General features: G+C 68.4%; 23 protein-coding genes and 1 tRNA gene. 9 read left to right on the top strand and 15 right to left on the bottom strand.

The annotated features are described in order from the left end of the window. From RMP08_RS04610 to RMP08_RS04600, 3 genes are all read left to right on the top strand, one after another. On the top strand, nt 1-924 hold a 924-nt coding region (locus tag RMP08_RS04610; protein WP_310467814.1), incomplete at its 5' end, for a methylmalonyl-CoA mutase family protein. Nucleotides 925-934: 10 nt separating this feature from the next. Then, complete coding sequence (locus tag RMP08_RS04605) at nt 935-1,273, top strand: hypothetical protein (protein WP_310467813.1); 339 nt, start codon at nt 935-937, stop codon at nt 1,271-1,273. 109 nt (nt 1,274-1,382) lie between these two features. Next, complete coding sequence (locus RMP08_RS04600; RefSeq protein WP_310467812.1) at nt 1,383-3,545, top strand: acetyl/propionyl/methylcrotonyl-CoA carboxylase subunit alpha; 2,163 nt, start codon at nt 1,383-1,385, stop codon at nt 3,543-3,545. Between the two features lie 68 nt (nt 3,546-3,613). Here the strand turns inward: RMP08_RS04600 and RMP08_RS04595 are convergent, their stop codons facing one another. From RMP08_RS04595 to RMP08_RS04575, 5 genes are read right to left on the bottom strand one after another with little or no spacing between them, the layout of a single operon-like run. Continuing rightward, the gene (locus RMP08_RS04595; RefSeq protein WP_310467811.1) at nt 3,614-5,200 is read right to left on the bottom strand and encodes an AMP-binding protein; all 1,587 of its coding nucleotides are present in this window, start codon (nt 5,198-5,200) and stop codon (nt 3,614-3,616) included. After that, nucleotides 5,200-5,592: a RidA family protein gene (locus tag RMP08_RS04590; protein WP_310467810.1), complete on the bottom strand. Its 393-nt coding sequence runs from the start codon at nt 5,590-5,592 to the stop codon at nt 5,200-5,202. Before RMP08_RS04590 ends, RMP08_RS04595 begins: the two co-directional genes overlap by 1 nt. Beyond that, nucleotides 5,589-6,704 carry an acyl-CoA dehydrogenase family protein gene (locus RMP08_RS04585; RefSeq protein WP_310467809.1) on the bottom strand — a complete coding sequence of 372 codons (1,116 nt, stop codon included), beginning with the start codon at nt 6,702-6,704 and terminating at the stop codon, nt 5,589-5,591. Before RMP08_RS04585 ends, RMP08_RS04590 begins: the two co-directional genes overlap by 4 nt. After that, nucleotides 6,697-7,506 (bottom strand): enoyl-CoA hydratase family protein, encoded by an 810-nt coding sequence (locus RMP08_RS04580; protein ID WP_310467808.1) that lies wholly within the window; start codon nt 7,504-7,506, stop codon nt 6,697-6,699. The genes RMP08_RS04585 and RMP08_RS04580 overlap by 8 nt, the downstream gene beginning before the upstream one ends. Beyond that, on the bottom strand, nt 7,503-8,270 hold the full coding sequence (locus RMP08_RS04575) for an SDR family oxidoreductase (protein WP_310467807.1): 768 nt from the start codon (nt 8,268-8,270) through the stop codon (nt 7,503-7,505). The genes RMP08_RS04580 and RMP08_RS04575 overlap by 4 nt, the downstream gene beginning before the upstream one ends. 196 nt (nt 8,271-8,466) lie before the next feature. Here RMP08_RS04575 and RMP08_RS04570 point away from each other — a divergent pair, with 196 nt between their 5' ends. From RMP08_RS04570 to RMP08_RS04545, 6 genes are all read left to right on the top strand, one after another. Further along, the gene (locus RMP08_RS04570; protein WP_310467806.1) at nt 8,467-9,573 is read left to right on the top strand and encodes an S-(hydroxymethyl)glutathione dehydrogenase/class III alcohol dehydrogenase; all 1,107 of its coding nucleotides are present in this window, start codon (nt 8,467-8,469) and stop codon (nt 9,571-9,573) included. Nucleotides 9,574-9,614: 41 nt separating this feature from the next. Beyond that, the gene (locus RMP08_RS04565) at nt 9,615-9,986 is read left to right on the top strand and encodes a cupin domain-containing protein (RefSeq protein WP_310467805.1); all 372 of its coding nucleotides are present in this window, start codon (nt 9,615-9,617) and stop codon (nt 9,984-9,986) included. A gap of 14 nt (nt 9,987-10,000) precedes the next feature. Next, nucleotides 10,001-10,390, top strand: coding sequence for a VOC family protein (locus tag RMP08_RS04560; RefSeq protein WP_310467804.1), 390 nt, complete (start codon nt 10,001-10,003; stop codon nt 10,388-10,390). 63 nt (nt 10,391-10,453) lie between these two features. Further along, the gene (locus RMP08_RS04555) at nt 10,454-12,517 is read left to right on the top strand and encodes an alkaline phosphatase D family protein (RefSeq protein ID WP_310467803.1); all 2,064 of its coding nucleotides are present in this window, start codon (nt 10,454-10,456) and stop codon (nt 12,515-12,517) included. 52 nt (nt 12,518-12,569) lie between these two features. Further along, nucleotides 12,570-13,412, top strand: a complete 843-nt coding sequence (fghA, locus tag RMP08_RS04550; RefSeq protein ID WP_310467802.1) for an S-formylglutathione hydrolase — start codon at nt 12,570-12,572, stop codon at nt 13,410-13,412. After that, entirely contained in the window at nt 13,409-14,671 is a 1,263-nt protein-coding gene (locus tag RMP08_RS04545; protein ID WP_310467801.1) for a DUF4010 domain-containing protein, read from the top strand. The genes fghA and RMP08_RS04545 overlap by 4 nt, the downstream gene beginning before the upstream one ends. Before the next feature lie 49 nt (nt 14,672-14,720). Here RMP08_RS04545 and RMP08_RS04540 read toward each other — a convergent pair whose 3' ends face one another. The 10 genes from RMP08_RS04540 to RMP08_RS04495 all read right to left on the bottom strand — a co-directional run bounded on the left by RMP08_RS04540 (nt 14,721) and on the right by RMP08_RS04495 (nt 23,113). Beyond that, nucleotides 14,721-15,071, bottom strand: coding sequence for a hypothetical protein (locus RMP08_RS04540; RefSeq protein ID WP_310467800.1), 351 nt, complete (start codon nt 15,069-15,071; stop codon nt 14,721-14,723). A gap of 172 nt (nt 15,072-15,243) precedes the next feature. Next, nucleotides 15,244-15,318: transfer RNA gene (locus tag RMP08_RS04535), tRNA-Glu, on the bottom strand. Nucleotides 15,319-15,370: 52 nt separating this feature from the next. Beyond that, complete coding sequence (gene recJ, locus RMP08_RS04530; protein WP_310467799.1) at nt 15,371-17,125, bottom strand: single-stranded-DNA-specific exonuclease RecJ; 1,755 nt, start codon at nt 17,123-17,125, stop codon at nt 15,371-15,373. Then, entirely contained in the window at nt 17,122-18,594 is a 1,473-nt protein-coding gene (locus RMP08_RS04525) for a PH domain-containing protein (protein WP_310467798.1), read from the bottom strand. The genes recJ and RMP08_RS04525 overlap by 4 nt, the downstream gene beginning before the upstream one ends. Nucleotides 18,595-18,613: 19 nt before the next feature. Beyond that, nucleotides 18,614-19,102 (bottom strand): PH domain-containing protein, encoded by a 489-nt coding sequence (locus tag RMP08_RS04520; RefSeq protein WP_310467797.1) that lies wholly within the window; start codon nt 19,100-19,102, stop codon nt 18,614-18,616. Further along, on the bottom strand, nt 19,099-20,085 hold the full coding sequence (gene glpX / locus RMP08_RS04515) for a class II fructose-bisphosphatase (protein WP_310467796.1): 987 nt from the start codon (nt 20,083-20,085) through the stop codon (nt 19,099-19,101). Before glpX ends, RMP08_RS04520 begins: the two co-directional genes overlap by 4 nt. 70 nt (nt 20,086-20,155) lie before the next feature. Then, a complete protein-coding gene (locus RMP08_RS04510) occupies nt 20,156-20,641 on the bottom strand; it encodes a DUF2721 domain-containing protein (protein ID WP_310467795.1) in 486 nt (161 codons plus the stop codon). Between the two features lie 10 nt (nt 20,642-20,651). After that, nucleotides 20,652-21,227: a DUF308 domain-containing protein gene (locus RMP08_RS04505; RefSeq protein ID WP_310467794.1), complete on the bottom strand. Its 576-nt coding sequence runs from the start codon at nt 21,225-21,227 to the stop codon at nt 20,652-20,654. A 48-nt stretch (nt 21,228-21,275) separates the two neighbouring features. Continuing rightward, nucleotides 21,276-22,454, bottom strand: a complete 1,179-nt coding sequence (locus RMP08_RS04500; protein WP_310467815.1) for an LL-diaminopimelate aminotransferase — start codon at nt 22,452-22,454, stop codon at nt 21,276-21,278. A 38-nt stretch (nt 22,455-22,492) separates the two neighbouring features. Next, nucleotides 22,493-23,113: a trimeric intracellular cation channel family protein gene (locus RMP08_RS04495; protein ID WP_310467793.1), complete on the bottom strand. Its 621-nt coding sequence runs from the start codon at nt 23,111-23,113 to the stop codon at nt 22,493-22,495. Between the last annotated feature and the right edge of the window lie 148 nt (nt 23,114-23,261).

Here is a 23,261-nt window from a genome sequence, read left to right as displayed (position 1 = left end):
GCGTGGGCGCTGATCGAGGAGGTCGAGGCGCACGGCGGGATGACCAAGGCGGTCGCCGAGGGCCTGCCCAAGCACCGCATCGAGGAAGCCGCCGCCGAGCGCCAGGCGCGTGTCGACACCGGCGCCACCACCATCGTCGGCGTCAACCGCTACCGCCTTGCCGAGGAGGAGGAGCATCCCTTCCTCGAGGTCGACAACGCGAGGGTGCGCAGCGGCCAGATCGCGCGGCTCGAAAAGATGCGCAGCGAGCGCGACGAAGCCAAGGTGAGGGCGGCTCTCGATGCGCTGGAGGATGCCGCACGAGGCGACGGAAACCTGCTGGGGTTGGCCGTCGATGCGGCGCGGGCGCGGTGCTCGCTGGGCGAAATCTCCGACGCGCTGGAGCGGGCATTCGGGCGCTACGCCACCAGCCCGGAGCCGGTGCGCGGCATCTACGGCAAGCGCGCTGATGCTCGCTGGAAGGGCGCCGAGGCGGGCACCCAGGCGGTCGCCGCCCGGCTCGGCCGCAAGCCCCGCATTCTCGTCGCCAAGATGGGCCAGGTTGGCCACGACCGCGGCGCTAATTTGGTCTCGTCGGCTTTCGGCGATTTGGGCTTCGAAGTCATCGCCGGATCCCTGTTCCAGACCCCGCGCGAGGCGGCCGAACTGGCGGCGGAGAAAGACGTCGACGTGGTCGGCGCCTCATCCCTCGCGGCCGGGCACAAGACGCTGATCCCCGAGCTGATCGAAGCGCTCAAGGACATCGGCCGCGCCGACATCAAGGTCGTCGCCGGCGGCGTCATCCCGCCGCAGGATTACGCCATGCTCCGCGCGGCGGGCGTGCAGGCGATCTTCGGCCCCGGCACCAACCTCGCCGATGCCGCCGACGAAGTCCTGCGCCTGCTCGGCCACAACCGTCCGCCGCTCGACGAAGCCGCCGAATGAGGAGCGCATGATGGACGACAGCGGACCGCCCGGCCCCGACCGCGAGGCGATGCTGTACGACTGGTTCAAGCATCTCACCTCGATGTCGCTGCTTGCGCTGGGTGGCGTGCTGTCGCTGTCGCAGCTGTCCGCCGCCGCCGACATCAAGCGCTCGACCTTGATCCTTGTCCTGGTGCTGCTCGGCGTCGCCGGGGTGATGGCGTTCAGCGCCGCCGACCAGATCGTCCACGCCCGCACCAAAGGCGAGCCGCTGCCGCGCCAGGTGCTGTGGATGCAGCGCGCCACCCCCGCGGTGCTCGGCATGGGCCTCGGCGCGTTTCTCTACGTGTTCGTCAAGGCAGTCGGCTGAGCACCGCGCAATCCCCCTCCCGCTTGCGGGAGGGGCGAGGGGAGGGCATGTCAGGATCGATGAATAACAGTCTTTCCGCCATCCCGCTAAGCACGCGCGAGGGCCGATAATGTTCTCGAAAATCCTCATCGCCAATCGCGGCGAGATTGCGTGCCGGGTGATCCGCACCGCGCGGCGGATGGGAATCGCGACGGTCGCGGTGTATTCCGACGCCGACGCGCGTGCGCCGCATGTCTTGATGGCCGACGAGGCGGTGCGGCTCGGCCCCGCGCCCGCGTCCGAATCCTACCTCAAGGCCGAGCTTATCATCGCGGCGTGCAAGGCGACCGGCGCGGAGGCGGTGCACCCGGGCTACGGTTTTCTCTCCGAGCGCGAGAGCTTTGCAAAAGCGCTGGCCAAGGAGAAAATCGCGTTCATCGGCCCGCCGCCCAACGCCATCGCGGCAATGGGCGACAAGATCGAGTCGAAGAAGCTGGCGCAGAACGCCGGTGTCAACATCGTCCCCGGTTACCTCGGCGACATCGCGACCACCGAGGAGGCGGTCAAGATCGCGGCGGACATCGGTTACCCGGTGATGATGAAGGCGTCGGCCGGCGGCGGCGGCAAGGGGATGCGGCTGGCGCACAGCGAGCAGGACGTCCGCGACGGGTTCGAAGCGACCAAGCGCGAAGGCCTCGCCAGCTTCGGCGACGACCGCGTGTTCATCGAGAAATTCATTGATCAGCCGCGCCACATCGAGATCCAGTTGATCGGCGACCAGCACGGCAACGTGCTCTATCTGGGCGAGCGCGAATGCTCGATCCAGCGCCGCCACCAGAAAGTGGTCGAGGAAGCGCCCTCGCCGTTCGTCACTCCGGCAATGCGCAAGGCGATGGGCGAGCAAGCGGTCGCGCTGGCCAAGGCGGTCGGCTATTATTCGGCCGGCACGGTCGAGCTGATCGTGTCGGGCGCCGATCCAACCGGAAAAAGCTTCTACTTCCTCGAGATGAACACCCGCCTCCAGGTCGAGCATCCGGTCACCGAGGAGGTCACCGGGCTCGACCTCGTCGAGCTGATGATCCGCGTCGCGGCGGGGGAGAAGCTCCCGTTCACGCAAAAGGATGTGAAGCTCGACGGCTGGGCGGTCGAAACCCGCGTCTACGCGGAGGACCCCTACCGCGGGTTTTTGCCGAGCACCGGGCGGCTCATAAGGTACCAGCCGCCCAAAAACACCGTTCGCCCTGAGCCTGTCGAAGGGCTGTCCTCGATCTCGAAAGGCAAGAGGAAAAGCAGTCCTTCGACAAGCTCAGGACGAACGGATGTCCGGGGGACATCCGAGAGTTTGAGCTCAGGACGAACGGAGAAGGGGGGTTCTGTTCGAATCCGCGTCGACGACGGCGTGGCCGAAGGCGGCGAGGTCAGCATGTTCTACGACCCGATGATCGCCAAACTGATCACCCACGCCCCCACCCGCGACGCCGCGATCGACGCGCAGATCGCCGCGCTCGACGCGTTCGAGATCGACGGCATCGGCCACAATGTCGACTTTCTGTCGGCGCTGATGCAGCACCCGCGCTTCCGCTCGGGCCAACTCACCACCGGCTTCATCGCCGACGAATATCCCGACGGCTTCCACGGCGCCCCCCCCGACGCGCAACTGGTCGCCGATCTTGCCGCGATCGCGGGCATGCTCAGCGCCATCGGCGATGCCCGCGCGGCGTCGATCGACGGCCAGCTCGGCCCGCAGATCATGCTGCCGTCCGAGCGGGTGGTGACACTCGCCGGCGAAACCCACCGCGTTCGCATCAAGCCGTATGATGGCGGCACGCTGGCGGTGCTCGACCCCGGATCGGAGTCCGGGGCAGGCGGGGGCGAGCTAATCGACATCGTCGGCGGCTGGGCGCCGGGGCAGCGGCTACTTTCCGTGACCGTCGACGGGCGCTCGCGCACCGTCCGCGTCGCCCGCAATGGCCGCGGCTGGAAGCTCACCGCCCACGGCGCGACGCACCGCGTCCAGGTGCTGGCGCCGCACGTCGCCGAGCTGATGCGGCACATGCTCGAAAAGGTCCCGCCGGACCTGTCGCGGCTGCTGCTGGCGCCGATGCCGGGCCTGCTGACGCGATTGGACGTCAAAGTCGGCCAGAAGGTCGAGGCGGGCCACCCGGTCGCGGTGGTCGAGGCGATGAAGATGGAAAACATCCTCCGTGCGACCAAGGCGGCCAAGGTCAAGGCGACCCCGGTCAAGGCGGGGGAGAGCCTCGCAGTCGATCAGGTCATCGTGGAGTTTGAGTAAGCCGTCATCCCGGACTTGATCCGGGATCCGCCTTCTAAACGTAAATCATGCAGTAGGCAGGCCCCGGATCAAGGCCGGGGTGACGACTGCAAACGCAACTCACTCCGCCTAAGTTTGCCCGTCGCGGTTTTTGGCAGCTCCTCCGCAAACTCAATTTCGCGCGGATACTTATATGGCGCAATGTTTGCCTTCACGAAATTCTTGAGTTCGGACATCAGTGCATCGTTGGGCGCGTGATCCGGCGCCAGCACGACGAACGCCTTCACCTTCTGCCCGCGCTCGGGGCAGGGGACGCCGATCGCCGCGCATTCCGCGACTGCGGGGTGGGCCAACAGGGCGTTCTCGACTTCGGGCGCGCCGATGTTGTAGCCCGAACTGACGATCATGTCGTCGCTGCGCGCGAGGTACCAGTAATAGCCGTCGGCGTCTTTCGCGTAAGTGTCGCCGGTGACGTTCCAGCCGCCTTGCACATAGTCGGTCTGGCGAGGGTCATCGAGGTAGCGGCACCCGGTCGGGCCCTTGATCGCCAGCCGCCCTTCGCCTTCCGCGAGCGGCGTCCCCGTCGCGTCGAGAACCACCGCTTCGTATCCCGGCACCGCCGTGCCGGTCGAGCCAGGCCGGATCGCATCTCCGCTCGCACTAATAAAAATATGCATCATCTCGGTCGCGCCGATGCCGTCGACGATGGCGATGCCGGTGCGCGCGTGCCACGCCTCCCATACCGACTTGGGCAAATGCTCGCCCGCCGACAGGCCGGTGCGCAATGACTTGAGCGCGGCGTCGAGGCCGGGCTGCCCGAGCATCGCCTTGTAGGCGGTCGGCGCGGTGGCGAGGTGGGTCACGCCGAACGCGGCGATCGCCTCGAGCATCGCTGGGGGGTTGGGCTGCTCGATCGTCGCCGCGGCCGCGCCGAAGCGCAGCGGAAACAGCAAGGTCGCGCCGAGCCCGAAGGTGAAGGCGATCGGCGCCGAGGTCATCACGACATCGCCCGGACGCATCGCGAAATGCGCTTTCGCAAAGGTGTCGCACGGGCTGAGGATATCGCGGTGGAAGTGCACGCAGCCCTTGGGCACGCCGGTGGTACCGCTGGTGAACGCGATCAGCGCCGGGTCGTCCTGCGCGCTGTCCACGGGGGGCAGCGGTTCGAGCCCGGCGCAGCGTGTCTCGAGCTCGCCCTTGCCGTGGTCGCCGTCATATTTGACGAGGTGCTTGACGAACCGCGTCTGCTCCATTGCCTCGCGGAAATCGCCGATGAACCGGCTGTCGACGATTGCGTGGCTGATTTCGGCGCGGTCGATCACCGTCGCGATCTCGCCCGGCCGCAACAAAGGCATCGTCGCCACCACCACGCCCCCGGCCTTGAGCACGCCGAGCCACGCCGCGAACATTGTATAACCGTTGGGCCCGCGCAGCAGCACGCGGTTGCCGGGGGCCAGCCCCTCCTGATCGACCAGCACCCGCGCGATGCGGCCCGAGAAATCGTCGAGGTCGCCGTACGTCCACCGCCCCAGCGCATTGACCACCGCCAACGCATCGCGCGCCCCGCCCTCGAGCAGCTCCGCCGCCGCGTTGAGCCGCTCGGGATAATCGAGCAGGCGGAATTCCGGCAGCTCTTCCGGCCCCGGCAAGCGCTCCTCGACGAAGCGGTCGCGCATCAGTCGGGCACCACCGCGGTCGCCTCGATTTCCACGCGCGCCGCGCTCTCCACCAGGCCGGCCACTTCGACCAACGCCATCGCCGGATAATGCGGGCCGATGATCGCCTTCCACGCCGTCCCGATTTCGTCCAGCGAGCGCATATATTCGGCGCGGTCGACGACGTAGCAGGTCATCCGCACGATATGCTCGGGGCCCGCGCCGTCTTCGGCGAGGATCGCGACGATGTTGCGCAGCACCTGCGCGAACTGGCCGTGAATGGTATGCTCCGGAAAACTCTCGCGCTCGTCCCAGCCGACCACGCCGGCGGTGAAAATCATCCGCCCGCGCGCCGAAATCCCGTTCGAATAGCCTTTCGGCCGCGGCCATCCCGGCGGTTGCAAAACCTTCATGCGCGGGCCTCCTTGAGCAGGTCGCGGGCAATGATCTGGCGCTGCACTTCGGACGCGCCTTCGTAAATCCGCAAGGCGCGGATCTCGCGGTACAATTCCTCGACCTTGGCGCCGACGGTGACGCCGAGCCCGCCGTGCATCTGCACCGCCGCGTCGATCACTTGCTGCGCCGATTCGGTAGCGTGAAGCTTGGCCATCGCGGCCGCGCGGCGGTTGTCGCCCGCGCCCGTGTCCTGCTGCCACGCGGCGCGCGCGATGAGCAACGCCGAGGCGTCGATGCTGGTCGCCATGTCGGCCAGCTTGGCCTGGGTCACCGCATTGTCGGCTAGCGTGCCGCTGCCAAGCTTGCGGGTGGAGGCGAACGCAATCGCCTCGTTGAGCGCGCGTCGCGCGAACCCGAGCGCCGCCGCGCCGACCGTGACGCGGAACAAGGTCAGCGTCTGCATCGCGATTTTGAACCCGTCGCCCGGCGCCCCGATCAATTCCCCGCGCACGCCATCGAAACTGAGCCGCGCCAGCGGGTGCGGCGCGATCACCGCGATGCGCTCGGCGACGGTCATGCCCGGATCGTCGCCGCGCACGATGAACGCCGATATGCCCTTCGCCCCGTCGCCCACGCCGCTGCGCGCGAACACGGTCAGCACATTGGCGATGGTGCCGTTCGAAATGTAGGTTTTCTCGCCGTCGAGCACCCAGCCGTCGCCGTCCGCGCGCGCGGTCATCGCGATGCTGGCCGCGTCGGACCCGCACTCGGGCTCGGTCAGCGCGAACGCCGCGATCGATTCGCCCGCCGCGACATTGGGCAGCCACTCGGCTTTCTGGGCGTCGCTGCCCGCGATCCCGATCGCGCCCGAGCCCAGCCCCTGCATCGCAAAGGCGAAATCGGCGAGGCCCGAATGGCGTGCGAGCGTGGCGCGGGCGATGGCGAGGCTGCGCACATCGCGCTCGGTGGCGAGGCCGAGGAAACCGGCCGACCCCAGCTTGCGCACCAACGCGCGGCACTCGGCATCGACATCGTCGCCATGCGTATCGCCCAGATTGGCCCCGCACCACGCTTCCAGCTCAGCCGCCAGCGCGCGGTGCCGCTGCTCGAAAAACGGCCACTCAATCACCCTGGAACTCCGGCCGTCGCTTGGCCGCGAACGCCTCGTAGGCGCGGTGGAAATCTCGCGTCTCCATGCACTTCGCCTGCGCCTCGGCCTCCAAATCGATCGCGGTGTCGATGCTGACATGCCACTCGGCGTCGAGCTGGCGCTTGGTCATCGCGTGCGCTAGCGTCGGCCCCGCGGCGAGGCTCGCGGCAAGCGCGTGCGCCGCACGATGCACATCGTCCTCGACGCGGCTGAAGAAGCCCCACGCCAACCCCTCCTCGGCGCCGAAACTGCGCCCGGTGAACAGCAATTCGGCGGCGCGCCCGTGCCCGATGATCCGCGGCAAGATCGCGCACGCCCCCATGTCCGCCCCGCTCAGGCCGACGCGGGCAAACAGGAAGGCGGTCTTGGCGTCGGGCGCGGCGAGCCGCAGGTCGCTGGCCATAGCGATGATCGCCCCGGCGCCCGCGCACACTCCATCGACTGCGGCGACGATCGGCTGCGGGCACCCGCGCATCGCTTTCACCAGATCGCCGGTCATCCGCGTGAACTCGAGCAGGCCATCGGAGTCCATTTTCGTCAGCGGCCCGATGATCTCGTGGACATCGCCGCCCGAGCAGAAATTGCCTCCCGCGCCGGCCACTACCACCGCCTTGACCCTGGGCGCGGCGGTCAATGCCCGAAAGGTGTCGCGCAGTTCGGCGTAGCTGTCGAAGGTCAGCGGGTTCTTGCGCTCGGGGCGGTCGAGGGTGATCGTCGCCACCCCGTCGGCAAACCCCCAGCGGAAATGCGCCGGCGCGAATTCGGCGGGGTCGATGGTCATGCGCTGGTGCCGCCGTCGATGGTGATCGCGGCGCCGTTGGTGTCGCGGCTCTGCGGCAGGCACAGGGTCAAAATCATGGTCGCGATGGCGTCGGGGTGGACCAGCCGCCCGCTCGCGTTCATCCCCGCCACCGCGTCGCGCGCCTGGTCGACGCTGCGCCCGGTGGTGGCGGCGATCCGCTCGCTGGTGTCGATCGTCATCTGGGTATCGACGAAGCCGGGGCACACCGCGTTCACCGTCATCGAACTCCTGGCATATTCGAGCGCGAGGCTGCGCATCAGGCCGATCATGCCATGCTTCGAGGCGACATAAGGGGCGGCATACGCGGCGCCGCGCAGGCCCGCGACCGAGGCGACGAACACGATCCGGCTATCCTCGCCCGCAGTGAGGTCGGGCAGGGCGGCGGCCGCGCAGTCGAACGCCGAGGTCAAATTGGTAGCGATGATCCGGTCCCACGTCTCGCGCGAAGTGCGTGCGAACGGCGCGCTGTCGCCGATCCCGGCGTTGACGATCAGCATCGAAATTGGCCCGTTGGCGGCGCGCGCCTCAGCGAACGCGGCGTCGATCGCGGCGCGGTCGGTGACGTCGCACGGGATTGCCGCGCCGGACACGATTGCGGCAATGCGCTCGAGCGGCTCGCGGCGTCGCCCGAGCAGCGAGATTTTCGCCCCCGCCGCGTGGAGGTGAGTCGCCGCTGCGGCGCCGATCCCCGTGCCCCCGCCGGTGATCAATGCGTGCCGTCCCTGCAGCCAGTCGTTCGCCATGCATCCCCTCGTCATTTCAGCATTGGCCGATGGCCTTGGCGGTGGCAAGGCAGGTGAAATCCTCCCCGAGATTCTCGGGGAGGGGGACCAGCGGAGCTGGTGGAGGGGTCTTCTCGCTGCCCGAGAACCCCTCCACCGCCTACGGCGGTCCCCCTCCCCACGAAATCGTGGGGAGGAAAACAGGAGACCCCGACTCATGAAGACCCGCGCCGCCGTCGCGTTCGAAGCCAAGCAGCCGCTCGAGATCGTCGAGGGCGACCTCGACGGGCCCAAGGACGGCGAAGTGCTGGTCGAGATCATGGCCACCGGCATCTGCCACACCGACGCCTACACGCTCGACGGTCTCGATTCGGAAGGCCTGTTCCCCTCGATCCTCGGCCATGAAGGCGCCGGGGTGGTGCGCGAGGTCGGAGCTGGGGTGACCTCGGTTGCCCCCGGCGATCACGTCATCCCGCTCTACACGCCCGAATGCCGCAAATGTAAAAGCTGCCTTTCCGGCAAGACCAATTTGTGCACCGCGATCCGCGCCACCCAGGGCAAGGGCGTGATGCCCGACGGCACCAGCCGCTTCAGCCATCAGGGCAAGCCCATCTTCCACTACATGGGCTGCTCGACCTTCTCCAACTTCACCGTGCTGCCCGAGATCGCGGTCGCGAAAATCCGCGCCGACGCGCCGTTCGACAAGGCCTGCTACATCGGCTGCGGGGTGACCACCGGGGTCGGCGCGGTGACCAATACCGCCAAAGTCCAGCCGGGCGACAATGTCGTGGTGTTCGGGCTGGGCGGAATCGGGCTCAACGTGATCCAGGGCGCGCGGCTGGCCGGGGCCAACCGCATCGTCGGGGTCGACATCAATCCGTCCAAGGAAGACTGGGGCCGCCAGTTCGGGATGACCGATTTCGTCAATCCCAAGGACACCCCCGACGTCGTCGCCAAACTGGTCGAGATGCTCGACGGTGGGGCCGACTACAGCTTCGACTGCACCGGCAATACCGACGTCATGCGCCAGGCGTTGGAATGCTGCCACCGCGGGTGGGGCACCAGCGTCATCATCGGGGTCGCCGAGGCAGGCAAGGAAATCGCCACGCGGCCGTTCCAGCTGGTCACCGGGCGCAACTGGCGCGGCACCGCGTTCGGCGGCGCCAAGGGCCGCACCGACGTGCCGGGGATCGTCGACATGTACATGGACGGCAAGATCGCCATCGACCCGATGATCACGCACATTCTCAAGCTCGAGGACATCAACCAAGGGTTCGACCTGATGCACGCCGGTGAAAGCATCCGCGCGGTCGTCGTTTACTGAATTTGGCTGGGGAGCCACGAGCATGAAACGGAGCACAGGACATGGCCAACCAACGCCCCCCGACCAAGATCAACCTGGCTGAAAAGCTCGCCCAATTCGCCGAGCATTGGTCGCCCAAGATCGTCGCGCGCTACAACGACAATGAGGTCCGGCTGGTCAAGACGCTGGGCGAATGGGTGTGGCACAAGCATGACGAGACCGATGAATTGTTCCTCATCCTCGAGGGCGAGTTCGACATGGACTTCCGCGATCGCACGGTGACGCTGAAGCCGGGCGAATTGCTGATCGTCCCCGCCGGCACCGAGCACCGCCCGGCGGCGCGCCGCGGCGAGGTCAAATTGCTGCTGATCGACCCCAACGACACCCCCAACACCGGCGACACGGCGACCGCGACACAAGCGGTCGAACTGTAGAAAAAGGACAAAAAATGTTCAGTCACATCATGGTTGGATCGAACGACATCGATCGCTCGAAGCGATTCTACGACAGCCTGTTCGCGGCGCTCGGCGCCAAGCCGGGGCGGATCGATGACAAGGGACGGCTGTCCTATGTTCACAACGGCGCCGCGTTCATGGTGTCGCGGCCGATCGACGGCCAGCCGGCGTGCTTCGCCAATGGCGGGACGATCGGCTTTAATGTCGACGGACCCGAGGCGGCGCAGCGCTGGCAGGAGGCGGGGGTCGCCGCGGGCGGCACCGCGATCGAGGATCCCCCGGGCATTCGCAGCAATGCCTTCGGCTCGCTTTATCTCGCCTATCTGCGCGACCCCGACGGCAACAAATTATGCGCGCTGCACCGGGTGGCGCAAGACGCCTAACCGGCGGGCCCGTTCGTCGAATAATGGTTGTCGCCGGGCTCGGGCGCTCAATGGTGCGCCGCCATGACCCTCAATCGCAGACAATTCGTCCAGGCTGCCGCCACGTTGGGCGCGGCTCTGGCATGGGGCGGCCGCGCCGCCGCGTCGAAAACCAAATGGCGCGAGCGCCGCGACCTGTTCCCCGAAGGGGTGGCGTCGGGGGACCCCGAGCCGGATAGCGTCATCCTGTGGACCCGCCGACCATTCGACAGCGGCGGACGCCGGATGCTCACCGTCGAAGTCGCCGAGGACCCGGCCTTCCGGCGGGTGGTCGCCGCGGCGCCGGCACCGGTTTCCGACGCGTCCGACTGGACCAGCCGGGTGCTGGTCGGCGGGCTGCGTCCCGCGCGGGTCTACTGGTACCGTTTCACCGACGCGCACGGGAATGGCAGCCGCATCGGCCGCACGATTACGGCGCCGCGCCGCGACGACCCGCGCCCGGTCAGTTTCACCTTCGTTAGCTGCCAGAGCCTCAACGAAGGCAAGCTCAACGGCTATCGCCGGATGATCTATGAGGATGAGCGCGCGCCGGCGGCCGAGCAGATCGGCTTCGTCCTCCACCTCGGCGATTTCATCTACGAGGTCGTGCAATATCCCGAGGAAGTGAAGACGCGCTACGACCGCACCATCTACGAAGTGGCGCGGATCGAGAACGGCATGAAGGTCCGCGATTTCCATGTGCCGCTGACCGTCGGCGGCTATCGCGCGGTCTGGCAGGGCTATCTGGCCGACCCCGACCTCCAGGACGCGCGCGCCCGCTGGCCGTTCGTATGCATCTGGGACAATCACGAATTTTCCTGGCAGGGCCGCCAGAGCATCGTCCAGGCGGGCGGCGATCCGCAGCCGGGCCAAACCGTTAAGGTCGCCGCCAACCAGGCTTGGTTCGAATTTATCCCCGCGCGGGTCAGCCCGCCGAGCGGGTCGCTGGCCGAGTTCGGGCCGCCGCCGGTCAACAACGTCAAGATCGAGCGGTGGGATGACAATGACCTCGGCCAGGAACCCAACAACCTGACCGCGATCCGCAGCCTGATCGCCTATCGCGCCTTACGTTACGGCCGCCACCTCGATCTGATGATCACCGACCAGCACAGCTTTTGCGGCGCCGACCCGACCGATGCCGAAGGCGTCGGCAAAATCTACGATCCATCGTTCAACGGCATGTTCTCCGAGCCGGCGATGATCGCGCTCGACGCCGGCCGCGCCGCCAATCGCGGCAAGCCTCCGGCCGAGCTGAGCTTTCGCGATGCCACCATCCCCAATCCGCGCAAGGGTCTGGCGCCGCGCACCATTCTCGGCGCCGAGCAGAAGGCGTGGTTCACGCAGCGGCTCAAAACATCGACCGCGACGTGGAAGATCTGGGCCAATTCCTATGGCGCGCTCGACCAGCGCGTCGACCCCGAGCATATTCCCGCCGAGATGGTCGCCACGCCCTGGCCGGTCAACACCTTCGCCATGCTCGGCAGCAACGATTACGGCAGCGCCTATCACGAGCGCGGCGAAATCTACGACCTCGTCCGCGACGAGCGGATCACCGGCTTCGGCATCGTCTCCGGCGACCGCCACAGCTTCTGGGCCGGCTATGCCGCCGCGCAACTGCCGCCGGGCAAGTTCGAGCCAGTCGGCGTCAGCTTCGTTGGCGCGTCGCTGATCAGCCCGGGCGCGATGGAATCCTTCGAGCACCGGCTGAAGCCCGATGCAAAACTTCGTCCGCTCTACCTTGCCGACCGACCCGGCGCGGCGCGGCCCGACTGGAGCTATAATATGCTGCTCAGGCACGGCGTCCGATCGGCCATCGAATATGCCAAATCGTTCGACCTCGAAAAGGCGCGGGCGCTGTCCAATCCGGCGCTCGCCCCGCACCTCGAATTCGTCGACATGGGCGCGCACGGTTTTGCCAAAGTCCGTTTGGACGGCGAGGCGATGCGCACCGAGTTCGTCTGCATCCCGCGGCCGGTGACGCGCAGCGAAGCGCCCGATGGCGGGCCGCTGCGCTACCGCGTCGCGCATACCGCCAGGCTGTGGCGCGCCGGCGAACGGCCCCGCCTGCAGCAGGAGGTGATCGAGGGCGATCCGGGCCTGTCGATCTAGCTGCGTTGCAGACGGCTGGACATTTTGCGCGCCTGCCACAATTGCTGGCGCCATGAGCATCGAAATTGTTTCCGAAAACCGCGCGTTCGGCGGCCGCCAGCTGGTCGTCCGCCACGCCAGCAGCGCGACCGCCACCGGCATGACCTTCTCGATCTTCCTACCTCCGCAGGCGGAAGCGGGCGGCAAGCTGCCGGTCTTGTGGTATCTGTCGGGCCTCACCTGCACCCACGCCAATGTCACCGACAAGGGCGAGTATCGCGCGGCGTGCGCCGAGCATGGGCTGGTGTTCGTCGCGCCCGACACCAGCCCGCGCGGCGACGGCGTGCCCGATGTCGAGGCGTGGGATTTCGGCCAGGGCGCAGGTTTCTACGTCGATGCCACCGAGCCGCCATGGTCGGCCAATTTTAAGATGTGGACCTATGTGACGGAGGAGTTGCCCGCGCTGGTCGCGGCCGAATTTCCGGCCGACCTCGGGCGCCAGGGGATCATGGGCCATTCAATGGGCGGCCACGGCGCCCTGACCGTCGCGCTGCGCAATCCCGACCGCTTCAGGAGCGTTTCCGCCTTCGCGCCGATCGTCGCGCCGGGGCAGGTTCCGTGGGGCGAGAAAGCGCTCGCCGGCTACCTCGGGGCAGACCGCGCGGCGTGGCGCCGGCACGACACGGTGGCGCTGATCGAGGACGGCGCGCGGGTCAATGAATTGCTCGTCGACGTCGGCGAGGCTGACCAGTTCCTCACGCAGGAATTGCGCCCCGAGCTGCTCGAGCGCGCCTGCGCCGACGCGGGCATTGCGCTGACCCTCAATCGGCGGCCCGGCTACGACCATAGCTATTACTTCATCTCGACCTTCATGGCCGGGCACCTTGCCTGGCATGCGGAGCGGCTGGGGCGGTGATCGCCGGGCTCGAACCTTGGGCGCAGGAGGCGGTGCAAGTCGGCGCGGGGCTCGCCACCGGGGCGCTGATTGGGCTCGAGCGCGGTTTCAACCTGCGCCGCCAGCAGGACGGCAAGCGCGTGGCCGGTGTGCGCACGTTCACTTTGCTCGGGCTCGGCGCGGGGATCGCCGGGTTAATCGGGGGCAAGCAGCCGTTGGCGGCGGCGGCGATCGTCGCGGCGATGCTCGGCTATCTCGCCATCGCCTACGCGCCCAAGCTCAAGGCCAAGGGCGACGCGACCAGCCCAGTAGCCGCCGCGGCGACGGTCGCTATCGCGTTTCTTTCCGGCAGCGGGACGGTCGGGCTGGCGCTGGCGGCGGCGGCGATCGTCGTGCTGATCCTCGCGCTGCGCGAGGACCTCCACGATTTCGTCGACCGGCTCGACGAGAAGGACGTCAAGGCGCTCGCCCGCTACGCGGTGATCGCGCTGGCGGTGCTGCCGTTCCTGCCCGACCGCGCGTTCGGGCCGTACGACGCTTGGAACGCCGCCAAATTGTGGTGGGTGGTGATCCTCGTCACCGGCTTCTCGTTTGTCGGTTATGTCGCCAACCGTATGTTCGGCGCGCGCCACGGGACCATCGCCACGGCGCTGATCGGCGGCGCTTACTCATCGACCGCGGTGACCCAGTCGCTCGCCCAGCGATTGGGCGCGGGGGAGGGCGGCGGGGCCGAGCCGGCCGGCATCGCGCTCGCCTCGGCGGTGATGTATTTGCGCGTGCTGGTGCTGGTCGCGATCCTCGCCAACCGCGTGCTGGTGCCGTTCGCGATGGTCATCGCGCCGGCGCTTGTGGTCGGGGCGGCGGCCGGCTGGTGGTTGTACCGCACCGCTCCGCGTTCCGACGCACCGGTGCCGCCCGGCAACCCGATCGCACTGGCGCCCGCACTGACATTCCTGCTGTTCATCGCGGGCGCCGCGGTCGCCGCGCGATGGGCCGAGGGGCGCTTCGGCGAGCAGGGCATTGCCCTCCTTGTGCTGATCATGGGCAGCATGGATGTCGACGCCGCGATCGTCACGGTCGGCGGGCTTAAGCCGGAGGCGATCACGGCGGGGCTGGCAGCGCTGGCGCTGGGCGGCACGATCCTCGCCAATATGGCGGTCAAGCTCGGGGTGACGATCGCCTATGCGCGGTCGAAAGGCACGTCGGCCGCGCTGGCACTGGCGGCGAGCATGGCGGCGCTCGCGGTCAGCCTCGCGGTCGGGTGGTGGCGCCTCGCATAAAAAAGGGCGGCCCGCGTATGGGCCGCCCTTCTTTTGGTCGAGAACGAGCTTACTGCTGGCGCAGCAATTGCTTCGACACCGCCTGGCCGAGCGCGCCCGAAGCTTGCTGGGCGTCGCACGTGCCGCCGCTGCCGGCCGCGCTGAGCACGGCGACGGTGGTGTTGCAGACATTGGCCGCGATTCCGACCGGAACCTGGACGCTGACCGGAACCGCGATCTGGTTGTTGTTGAGCAGATTGTTGAGAATATCGACGTCGTTCTTGTTGAGCGAATTGCGCAGGACGTCGACGTTGGTGATCTGAACGGTGACCAGACCGCCGGCATTCTGGGCCGAGGCCGGGGCCGTCATCGCGGCGGCGCCAAGCGACAGCGCGGCCGCCATCATCAAAGTGGTACGCATAACTCTACTCCTGAACAGACCCGCGGGGGGTTACGGGCGCGGTGCAAACGCTTCACGATGCGGAACGTGCGGCGCCATGCGCCAAGCAGGCCGGGAATCCGGACGAGACGTGTTAAAGCCCCGAAAATAAACGAGTTATGAGTCGCCCGCCGCGAAAATCCAGCGTCTGTGCTGGTGACCCCTACGGGAATCGAACCCGTGTTTCAGCCGTGAAAGGGCCGCGTCCTAACCGCTAGACGAAGGGGCCGTGAAGGCGCGCTGCCGGTTAGGCGAGGCGCCTCGGCGGGTCAAGCGAGCGCTCAGGCGGGGGCGGCGTCCTCGAGGTGCATCTCGGCCGCATTGCCGCCATTATACTCGTCGCGCTTGATGGTGCCGGCAAGCCACCAGCGGGCGTCGGGCGGTGAGGCGAGCAGGGCTTGGCCCAGCGGCGTCGCGGCGCTCCTGAAGGCGATCCATTTGAAGCTTTTGCCGTCGTCGCCACAGGCAATTCCGCGGACATGGTCATTGCCGACGATGGCGGTCTTTATCAGCCGCGCCGGGCCGGCGGCGACGCGCGGGGCGGGCCAGCCCGCGCCATAGGGGCCGGCGGTGTCGAGCGCGTCGCACAAGGCCGCGGCAACCCCGCCTGGCGCGAGCAGGGCGTCGAGCAGCAAGGCGCGGCCCTCACGCGCGGCCTCGATATCGGCGGCAAGGCGCTGGTGGAGAAACTCGCGGAATGGCTCGAGCCCGCCGGCGGGGAGCGTGAGCCCGGCTGCCATCGCGTGGCCGCCGCCGGCGACGAGCAGGCCATTGTCCTTGGCGGCGAGCACCGCCGCGCCGAGATCGACCCCCGAGATCGAGCGGCCCGAGCCCTTGCCAGTGCCGTCCTCGGTTTCGGCGATGACGATCGCGGGGCGGCCGAAGCGCTCCTTGAGGCGACCGGCGACGATCCCGATCACGCCCTGGTGCCAGCCGCCGCCCATGACCACGATCACCGGCGCATCGGCCTGTGCCTCGCCGGCGGCGGTGGCCTGCTCCGTGACCAGCGTCTCGATCGCGCGGCGTTCCTCGTTGAGGCGGTCGAGCTCGGCGGCGATGGTCCGCGCTTCCTCGGGGTCGGTGGCGGTCAGCAAGCGCACGCCGAGGTCTGACTTGCCGACCCGGCCGCCGGCGTTGATGCGCGGGCCGAGCGCGAAGCCGAGGTCGCGGCACGACGGCGGTTTGACCAGCCGCGCCGCCTCGGCCAGCGCGGCGAGCCCGATGTTCTCGCGGCCCGCCATCACCTTGAGGCCCTGGGTGACGAACGCGCGGTTGAGCGATTTTAATTTGGCGACGTCGGCGACGGTGCCGAGCGCGACCAGATCGAGCAAGTCGAGGATTTTGGGCTCGGGTCGTTCGGGCGTGAAGAACCCGCGCCCGCGCAGCTCGCGCAGCAGCGCGACGCCGAGCAGGAACGCCATGCCGACCGCGGCGAGGTGGCCGTGGGTGGCGCCTTCCGCGCTCTCGTCGAGGCGGTTGGGGTTGATCATCGCGTGGGCGACCGGGAGCAGGCTGGCGCACTGGTGGTGGTCGACGACGATGACGTCGAGCCCTGCGGCCTTGGCGGCATCGAGCGCGTCGAACGCCTGCGCCCCGCAATCGACGCACACCGCGACCTCGGCGCCGAGCTCGCGCAGCTCGACAAGGGCTTTGCCCGACGGGCCGTAGCCTTCCATCAGGCGGTCGGGGATGTAGACGGTCGGCGCGGCGCCGAGGCGGCGCAGGAGCAGCACGAGCAGCGCCGCGCTGGTCGCGCCGTCGACGTCGTAATCGCCGAAGATGGTGACCGCCTCGCCCCTCACAACCGCATCCGCGAGGCGTGTCGCGCCTTTGTCCATGTCGGCGAAGCAGGACGGGTCGGGGAGGAAATCGCGGATGGTCGGCAGGCGGTGGCGGGCGAGATCGCCGCGCTCGACGCCGCGCGCGAGCAGCAGCTCGTCGATCAGCGCGTCGGGGGTGATCCCGGGCTCGCCCGAGCGGCGCCAGCGCCACGGCTGGCCGCTGACCGACTGGGCGATGTCGAGGGCGAAACTCACGCCGCCGAGCCTAGCAGGCGTTGGCGCAGATCGCGCGCGGTTTCACGCGGCAGCGCGGGAATGGCGTGCGCCGAATACCCGCTGCCGCCGGCGACCCCGAAGGCCAGCGCGGCGATGCCGAAGCGGCGGCCGATGAAATTTTCCGACAGGTCGATGCTCTGGATGCGGCGGCGCGGCAGGACCAGCAGGCGCCGGCGCCACCAGCCGCTGCGTACCAGCAGCAGGTCTCCGTGAAACGCGAAGGCGGTGCGCCGCCACGCCAGCCAGCGGATCGCGAGGATGGCGCCGAGAACCGCCAGCGCGGCAAGGCCGAGCGCGGGGAAGAACAGCATTTGCCCCAGCGCGATCAGCGCGAGCGGGGCGAGGCCGAGCGCCAGGGTCCACACGAACGCGCGGGACACCGGCCGCCAGCCGGCATCCGTCGGGAGCGACCAGCCGAGCTCCGCGAGCAGGGTCGCAACCTCGGGGTCGCGGGCGAGCGGGGCGAGGACATGGTCGCCCTTGCCGCCTTCGTCCTGGGCGAGGCTCTGCAGCTTGAGCTCGCGCCAGCCGAACGTATCGCGCACCGGGCCGGTCGCGACGATCGCCGCCTGGATGCGGGCGACGGGCAGCGTGACGTCGGTGCGGGTGACGAGGCCGCGGCGGCGGCGCAGCCCGGCCGCGGCGCGATCGACGCGAAAACCATATTCGCGGAGCACCGTGCGGACGAGGCCGGTGGCGAGGCCGGCGAGCACTAGCAGCGCCAGCCCGGCGGTCACCGCGGCGATGCGGTGGGCCAAAACATATTGCGCGATGGGGTCGCCGGCGTTGACCAGTTGCAGCCAGAAGGAGCGGCTGAGCGGGTCGAAGCCGATGATGTTGCCGAACGACTGGCTGGCGCCGAACAAGCCGGCGAACAGCGCCAGCGAGAAATTGAACACGCCTGCGAGGAGGACGCGCTTCCCGTCCATCGCGAACAACGGCGGAGCATCCGGCGCATCGGTGGCTGGAACGGCCGCCGTCACGCCGCTGCGGTGGGCGCGGACCTGCAGCCGCAATTGCTCGGCGCGGGCGAGGGTGATCGCCTGGAGCACGCCCTCGTCAGGGTTCTGGGCGGAGGCCGAGCCGGTCTCGAACTTGACCTGTGCGAGGCCGAACAAGCGCGCCACCGGGCCCTGGGTGATGTCAACGTCCTGGACGCGATCGAACGGGATCGAGCGGTGGGTGCGGCTGAAGATTCCGCTGTCGATGCGGATCTCGTCTTCGCCGACGCGATACTCGAAGCGCCGCCAGTAGAGGAACACGCTGGCCGCGAGCAGCACCAGCATCGCCGCGGCCAACAGCAAGGCGAAACTGAGCCGGCCGGAAACACCGAGATAGCCGACCGCCGCCCAGCCGCCGAGCACCCCGCGCAACGACCCGCCGAGGCCGGTCAGCAGGAACAAAGGATGGAGCCGCTCGGGCGCGCCGACCGCCCGGTCTTCGGTCATCGAAGCGGAATCCTTGGCATCACAGGAAATCCGTCCGCACCTGGTCGCGGATCACGTCGCGCATCTCAGCGGCGCGAGCGGGGGCGAGGCCGGGGACGGTGACGATGCTGTTGTGGGTGCCGGCGGTGTGGACGATCAGGCTCGCGGTGCCGAACATTTTGTCGAGCGGGCCGCGGGTGACGTCGAGGTGCTGGACGCGGACCAGCGGCACGATGGTGTCGGTGTGGAACAGCCAGCCGCGCAGCAGCCGCAATTGGCCGGCCGCGAGGCCGTAGCGCAAGCGGTCGTAGATGCGCTTTGGCGCGAAGGTGACTGCGATCAAGGCGAACAACGGCAGCGCGGTCGACGGCAGGCCGAACGCTGGCGTGCCATCGAGCAGCAATTGGTCGAACACCAAGCCGGCGATGATCAGCGGGATCCACAGCACCAGCAGGCGCGCTCTCAGGACATGGCGATACCCGGGCTCGACCGCTTGCAGCACCTCGCTGGGCGCTTCGCCGTCGCTCATGAGCACCCGCGGCGGTGCTCGGCGCTGATCCGCCGCACCGTGCCGGTGCTCGCGCGCATCACGATGCTCTCGGTGGTCAGGCAATTCTTGCGGCGGTGGACCCCGGCCAGCAGCGAGCCGTCGGTGACCCCGGTGGCGGCGAAAATGCAGTCGCCCTTGGCCATATCCTCGAGCGAATAAATGCGGTCGAGGTCGTCGATCCCCCAGCGCCGCGCGCGGGCGATCTCGTCGTCGTTGCGGAACAGCAAGCGGCCTTGGATCTGCCCGCCGGCGCAGCGCAAGGCGGCCGCCGCAAGCACGCCTTCCGGAGCGCCGCCCGACCCCATGTAGACGTCGATGCCGGTCTCCGGGTCGGTCACCGCGATGACCCCGGCGACATCGCCGTCGGGAATCAATTTGATCCCGCAGCCGAGGCTGCGCAATTCGGCGATCATCTCCGCGTGGCGCGGCCGGCCGAGCACGCAGGCGATAATCTCGTTGGGCGCGACGCCCTTGGCCTTGGCGATCGCGCGGATGTTGTCGCTGGGGCTGCGCGCGAGGTCGATGGTGCCGTCGGGATAGCCCGGTCCGATCGCCAGCTTCTGCATGTAGGTGTCGGGCGCGTTGAGCAGCCCGCCCTCCTCCGCGATGGCGAGCACGGCGAGCGCATTGGGACCGCCGTTGGCAGTGATCGTGGTGCCTTCCAAGGGATCGAGCGCGATGTCGATCTTGGGCCCCGAACCCTGCGCCGAGCCGACCTTTTCCCCGATGTACAGCATCGGCGCCTCGTCGCGCTCGCCCTCGCCGATCACCACCGTGCCGTCCATCGGCAGCTGGTTCAATGCCGCGCGCATCGCCTCGACCGCGACATGGTCGGCGGCCTTCTCATCGCCGCGGCCGATCAGCTCGGAGGCGGCGATCGCGGCCGCCTCGGTGACGCGCACCATCTCGAGCACCAGCACGCGGTCGAGGGTCGAGGAAGCGGCGGGGCTGGCGCGGGTCATCGGGGCGGGGACTCCTGGGGTTCGTTTGGCCGCAGCGGATAGGGGCGCGACCGGGTATTGTCGAGGCGGGCTAGTCGCGCTCTTCGACCTCATGCTCGAGCAATTCGTTGCGGATCCTGACCGAGCGCGAGGCCATCCGCGTCTCGACCAGGAAAATGAAGAAGCCGGCGCCAATCGAGATCATCGAGGCAATGAAAAGCAGCGCGATGGGGGTTCCGAAGTGGGCCCCGGTGAGGCCCGCCGCGAACAGCAGGACGACCACCGCGCAGATTAGCAGCGCCGACAGCACCGAGGCGAAGATTGCCCAATTGACGACGACGATGCGGCGATCGAGGACGTGCAGGTCGGCTTGCAGCCGGTCATGCTCGCTCCCGCGCGCGCCGAGCAGCCGCGGCTCGATCCCGCGGGCGCGGTCGATGATGCGGGCGAGGCGCATCGCGCAGACATTGAGAAACGCCCCGACCCCGGCGAGCAGGAACACCGGCGCTACGGCGAGCTGGATGACCTGCGCGACGGTGGTGACGGCGGTTTCGGGCGCGTCGAGGACCGGGATCACGAGCGGCCTGTCAATCCGCGCTGTCGCGCTCGCAGCTGGCGACCTCGAGCAGCAGCATGCCGGTGACCACGAAGCTCAGCGCGAATACCCAGGCAAAACTAGCGACCAGCGTCGGGGTCGGGCCGAAGATCGTCACCACCAAAGTGGCGATCGACAGCCCGGCGAGGAGCAGCACGCCAAGCACCGCGTCGGTCACCGCGGACAGCCCGATCCACGTCCGCACCGCGCCGTGGGCGATGCGGCTGGTGAGGAACAGGATCACGCTGCGCACCAGCAGCCAGGCGGTGACGATGGTGATCAAGGGGAAGAATTTGGCGACCGGATTGGCGAGGAACATCAGCCCGGCAAAGGTCGTCACCGCGCCCGCCAGCATCGCCAGCAGCTTGGTTTCATTGCGCTGGGTTGCGGCAAGAATTTCGACGATCCCGGCGGCGAGCAGGAGCGAGCCGACCAAAGTCGCGCTGGCCGCGCGGTCGAGCAAGGGGAGCAGAGCGGAGCCGGCGCTGAGCGCGATGATCAGCCACCCCGCGATGGCCATCAGGCGCGCGCGCCGGGCGGAGGAATCGGATGCGCTGAGGTCGTTCACGCCGAGCGTTCTAGCAAACTCCCGCCGCGCCAGCCATGCGCTTGGGTGTCAGCCCCTGGCGAGCATCTTCTTGACCCCGCGCGCGGCCTGGCGGAGGCGCTGCTCGTTCTCGACCAAGGCGATGCGGACGAAGCCTTCGCCTTCCTCGCCGAAGCCGACTCCCGGTGCGACCGCGACCTGGGCTTCGGTCAGCAGCCGCTTGGCGAATTCCATGCTGCCAAGCTTGGCGAACGCCTCCGGGATCGGGGCCCAGGCGAACATGCTCGCCTGCGGCACCGGGATGTCCCAGCCGGCGCGGCCGAAGCATTCGACCAGCACATCGCGGCGCTTTTTGTAGAGGGCGCGATTGTAGTCGATGATCTCCTGGGGCCCATTGAGCGCGGCGCAGGCCGCCGCTTGAACCGGCGTAAAGGCGCCGTAGTCGAGGTAGCTTTTCACTCGCGCCAATGCTTCGATCAGCGCGGCGTTGCCGACCGCGAAGCCGATCCGCCACCCGGCCATCGAAAAAGTCTTGGACATCGAGGTGAACTCGACCGCGACCTCTTTGGCGCCCTCGACCTGGAGGATCGAGGGGGTCGGCACGTCGCCAAAGTAGATCTCGGCGTATGCGAGGTCGGAAATGACGATCAGCTCATGCTCGCGCGCGAAGGCGACCAGCCGCTCGTAGAACGGCAGATCGGCGACATAAGCGGTCGGGTTGGAGGGATACCCGATCACGAGCACCTTGGGCCGCGGCACGGTGTAGCGCATGGCGAGCCGCAGCCGCTCGAAGAAATCGTCGCCGGGCGCGGCCGGGATCGAGCGGATTGCGGCGCCGGCGATGATGAAGCCGAAGCTGTGGATCGGGTAGCTCGGGTTGGGGGCGAGCACGACGTCGCCGGGCGCGGTGATCGCCTGGGCGAGGTTGGCGAGGCCTTCCTTACTGCCCAAGGTGACGATGACCTCGCGGTCGGGGTCGAGCGTGACATTGAAGCGGCGCTGATAATAGGCTGCCTGGGCCTTGCGCAGCCCGGGGATGCCGCGGCTGGCCGAATAGCGGTGGGCGTTGGGCTTGGCGGCGACCTCGGCGAGCTTGGCGATGACGTGCTTGGGCGGCGCGCCGTCGGGATTGCCCATGCCGAGGTCGACGATGTCCTGGCCGGCCGCCCGCGCCGCCGCCTTCATCGCGTTGACCTCGGCGAAGACGTACGGCGGGAGCCGCCGGATGCGGTAGAAATCACTGTCCATCGCCGCGCTCATGACGGCGATTGTGCAGTGCGGCAAGCCTAGTCGCGATAGGCGGGGAGCGACCAGCCGCGGGCGATGGCGAGTCCGCGCAAAGCGAAGCCGGCGACCGCCGCGATGGCGCCGGCGATCACTCCGGGCACACCGATCAGCGCGAGCCCGACGAACAGCCCCGCGGCGAGCGCGGCGGCGGTGACGTACAGCTCCGGACGCATCAGGATCGACGGCTCACCGGCGAGGACATCGCGGATGATCCCGCCGGCGCAGGCGGTCAGCACGCCCATCCCGAACGCCGGGACCGGCGCCACCCCGAACGCCAGCGCCTTGGCCGCGCCGTAGGTGGCGTAAGCGGCGAGCCCGGCGGCGTCGAACCACAGCAGCGCCGATCCCGCCAGGCGGCGGCGGCTGGCGACCCACGCCAGCAGCGCTGCGGCGATGCAGATCAGCAGTGTCGCGTTGGTCCGCACCCAGAACACCGGCGCGCCGATCAGCAGGTCGCGCAGGGTGCCCCCGCCGACCCCGGTGACCACCGCGAAAAAGATGAAGGTGACCAAGGTTTGGCGCTTCTCGGCGGGGAGCAGCGCTCCCGAGATGGCGAACACGCCGAGGCCGAAATAATCGAGCAACTCGAGCGCCAGCGGGATTGGAACGGCGGGGGTCATCGGTCCCTTGTAGCTGTGACTTTCCCGTTCGTCCTGAGCGGAGCGCAGCGCAGTCGAAGGGCGGTGCGCAAACGCTCTTCGACTACGGGCTCCCGCCCTCCGCTCAGGACTAACGGAGGTTGGGTTCGTCGTCTGAACGATATAAACG

Source organism: Sphingomonas sp., from assembly GCF_031426035.1.
GTDB lineage: Bacteria > Pseudomonadota > Alphaproteobacteria > Sphingomonadales > Sphingomonadaceae > Sphingomicrobium.
This window is presented reverse-complemented; position numbering and strand designations above follow the sequence as displayed.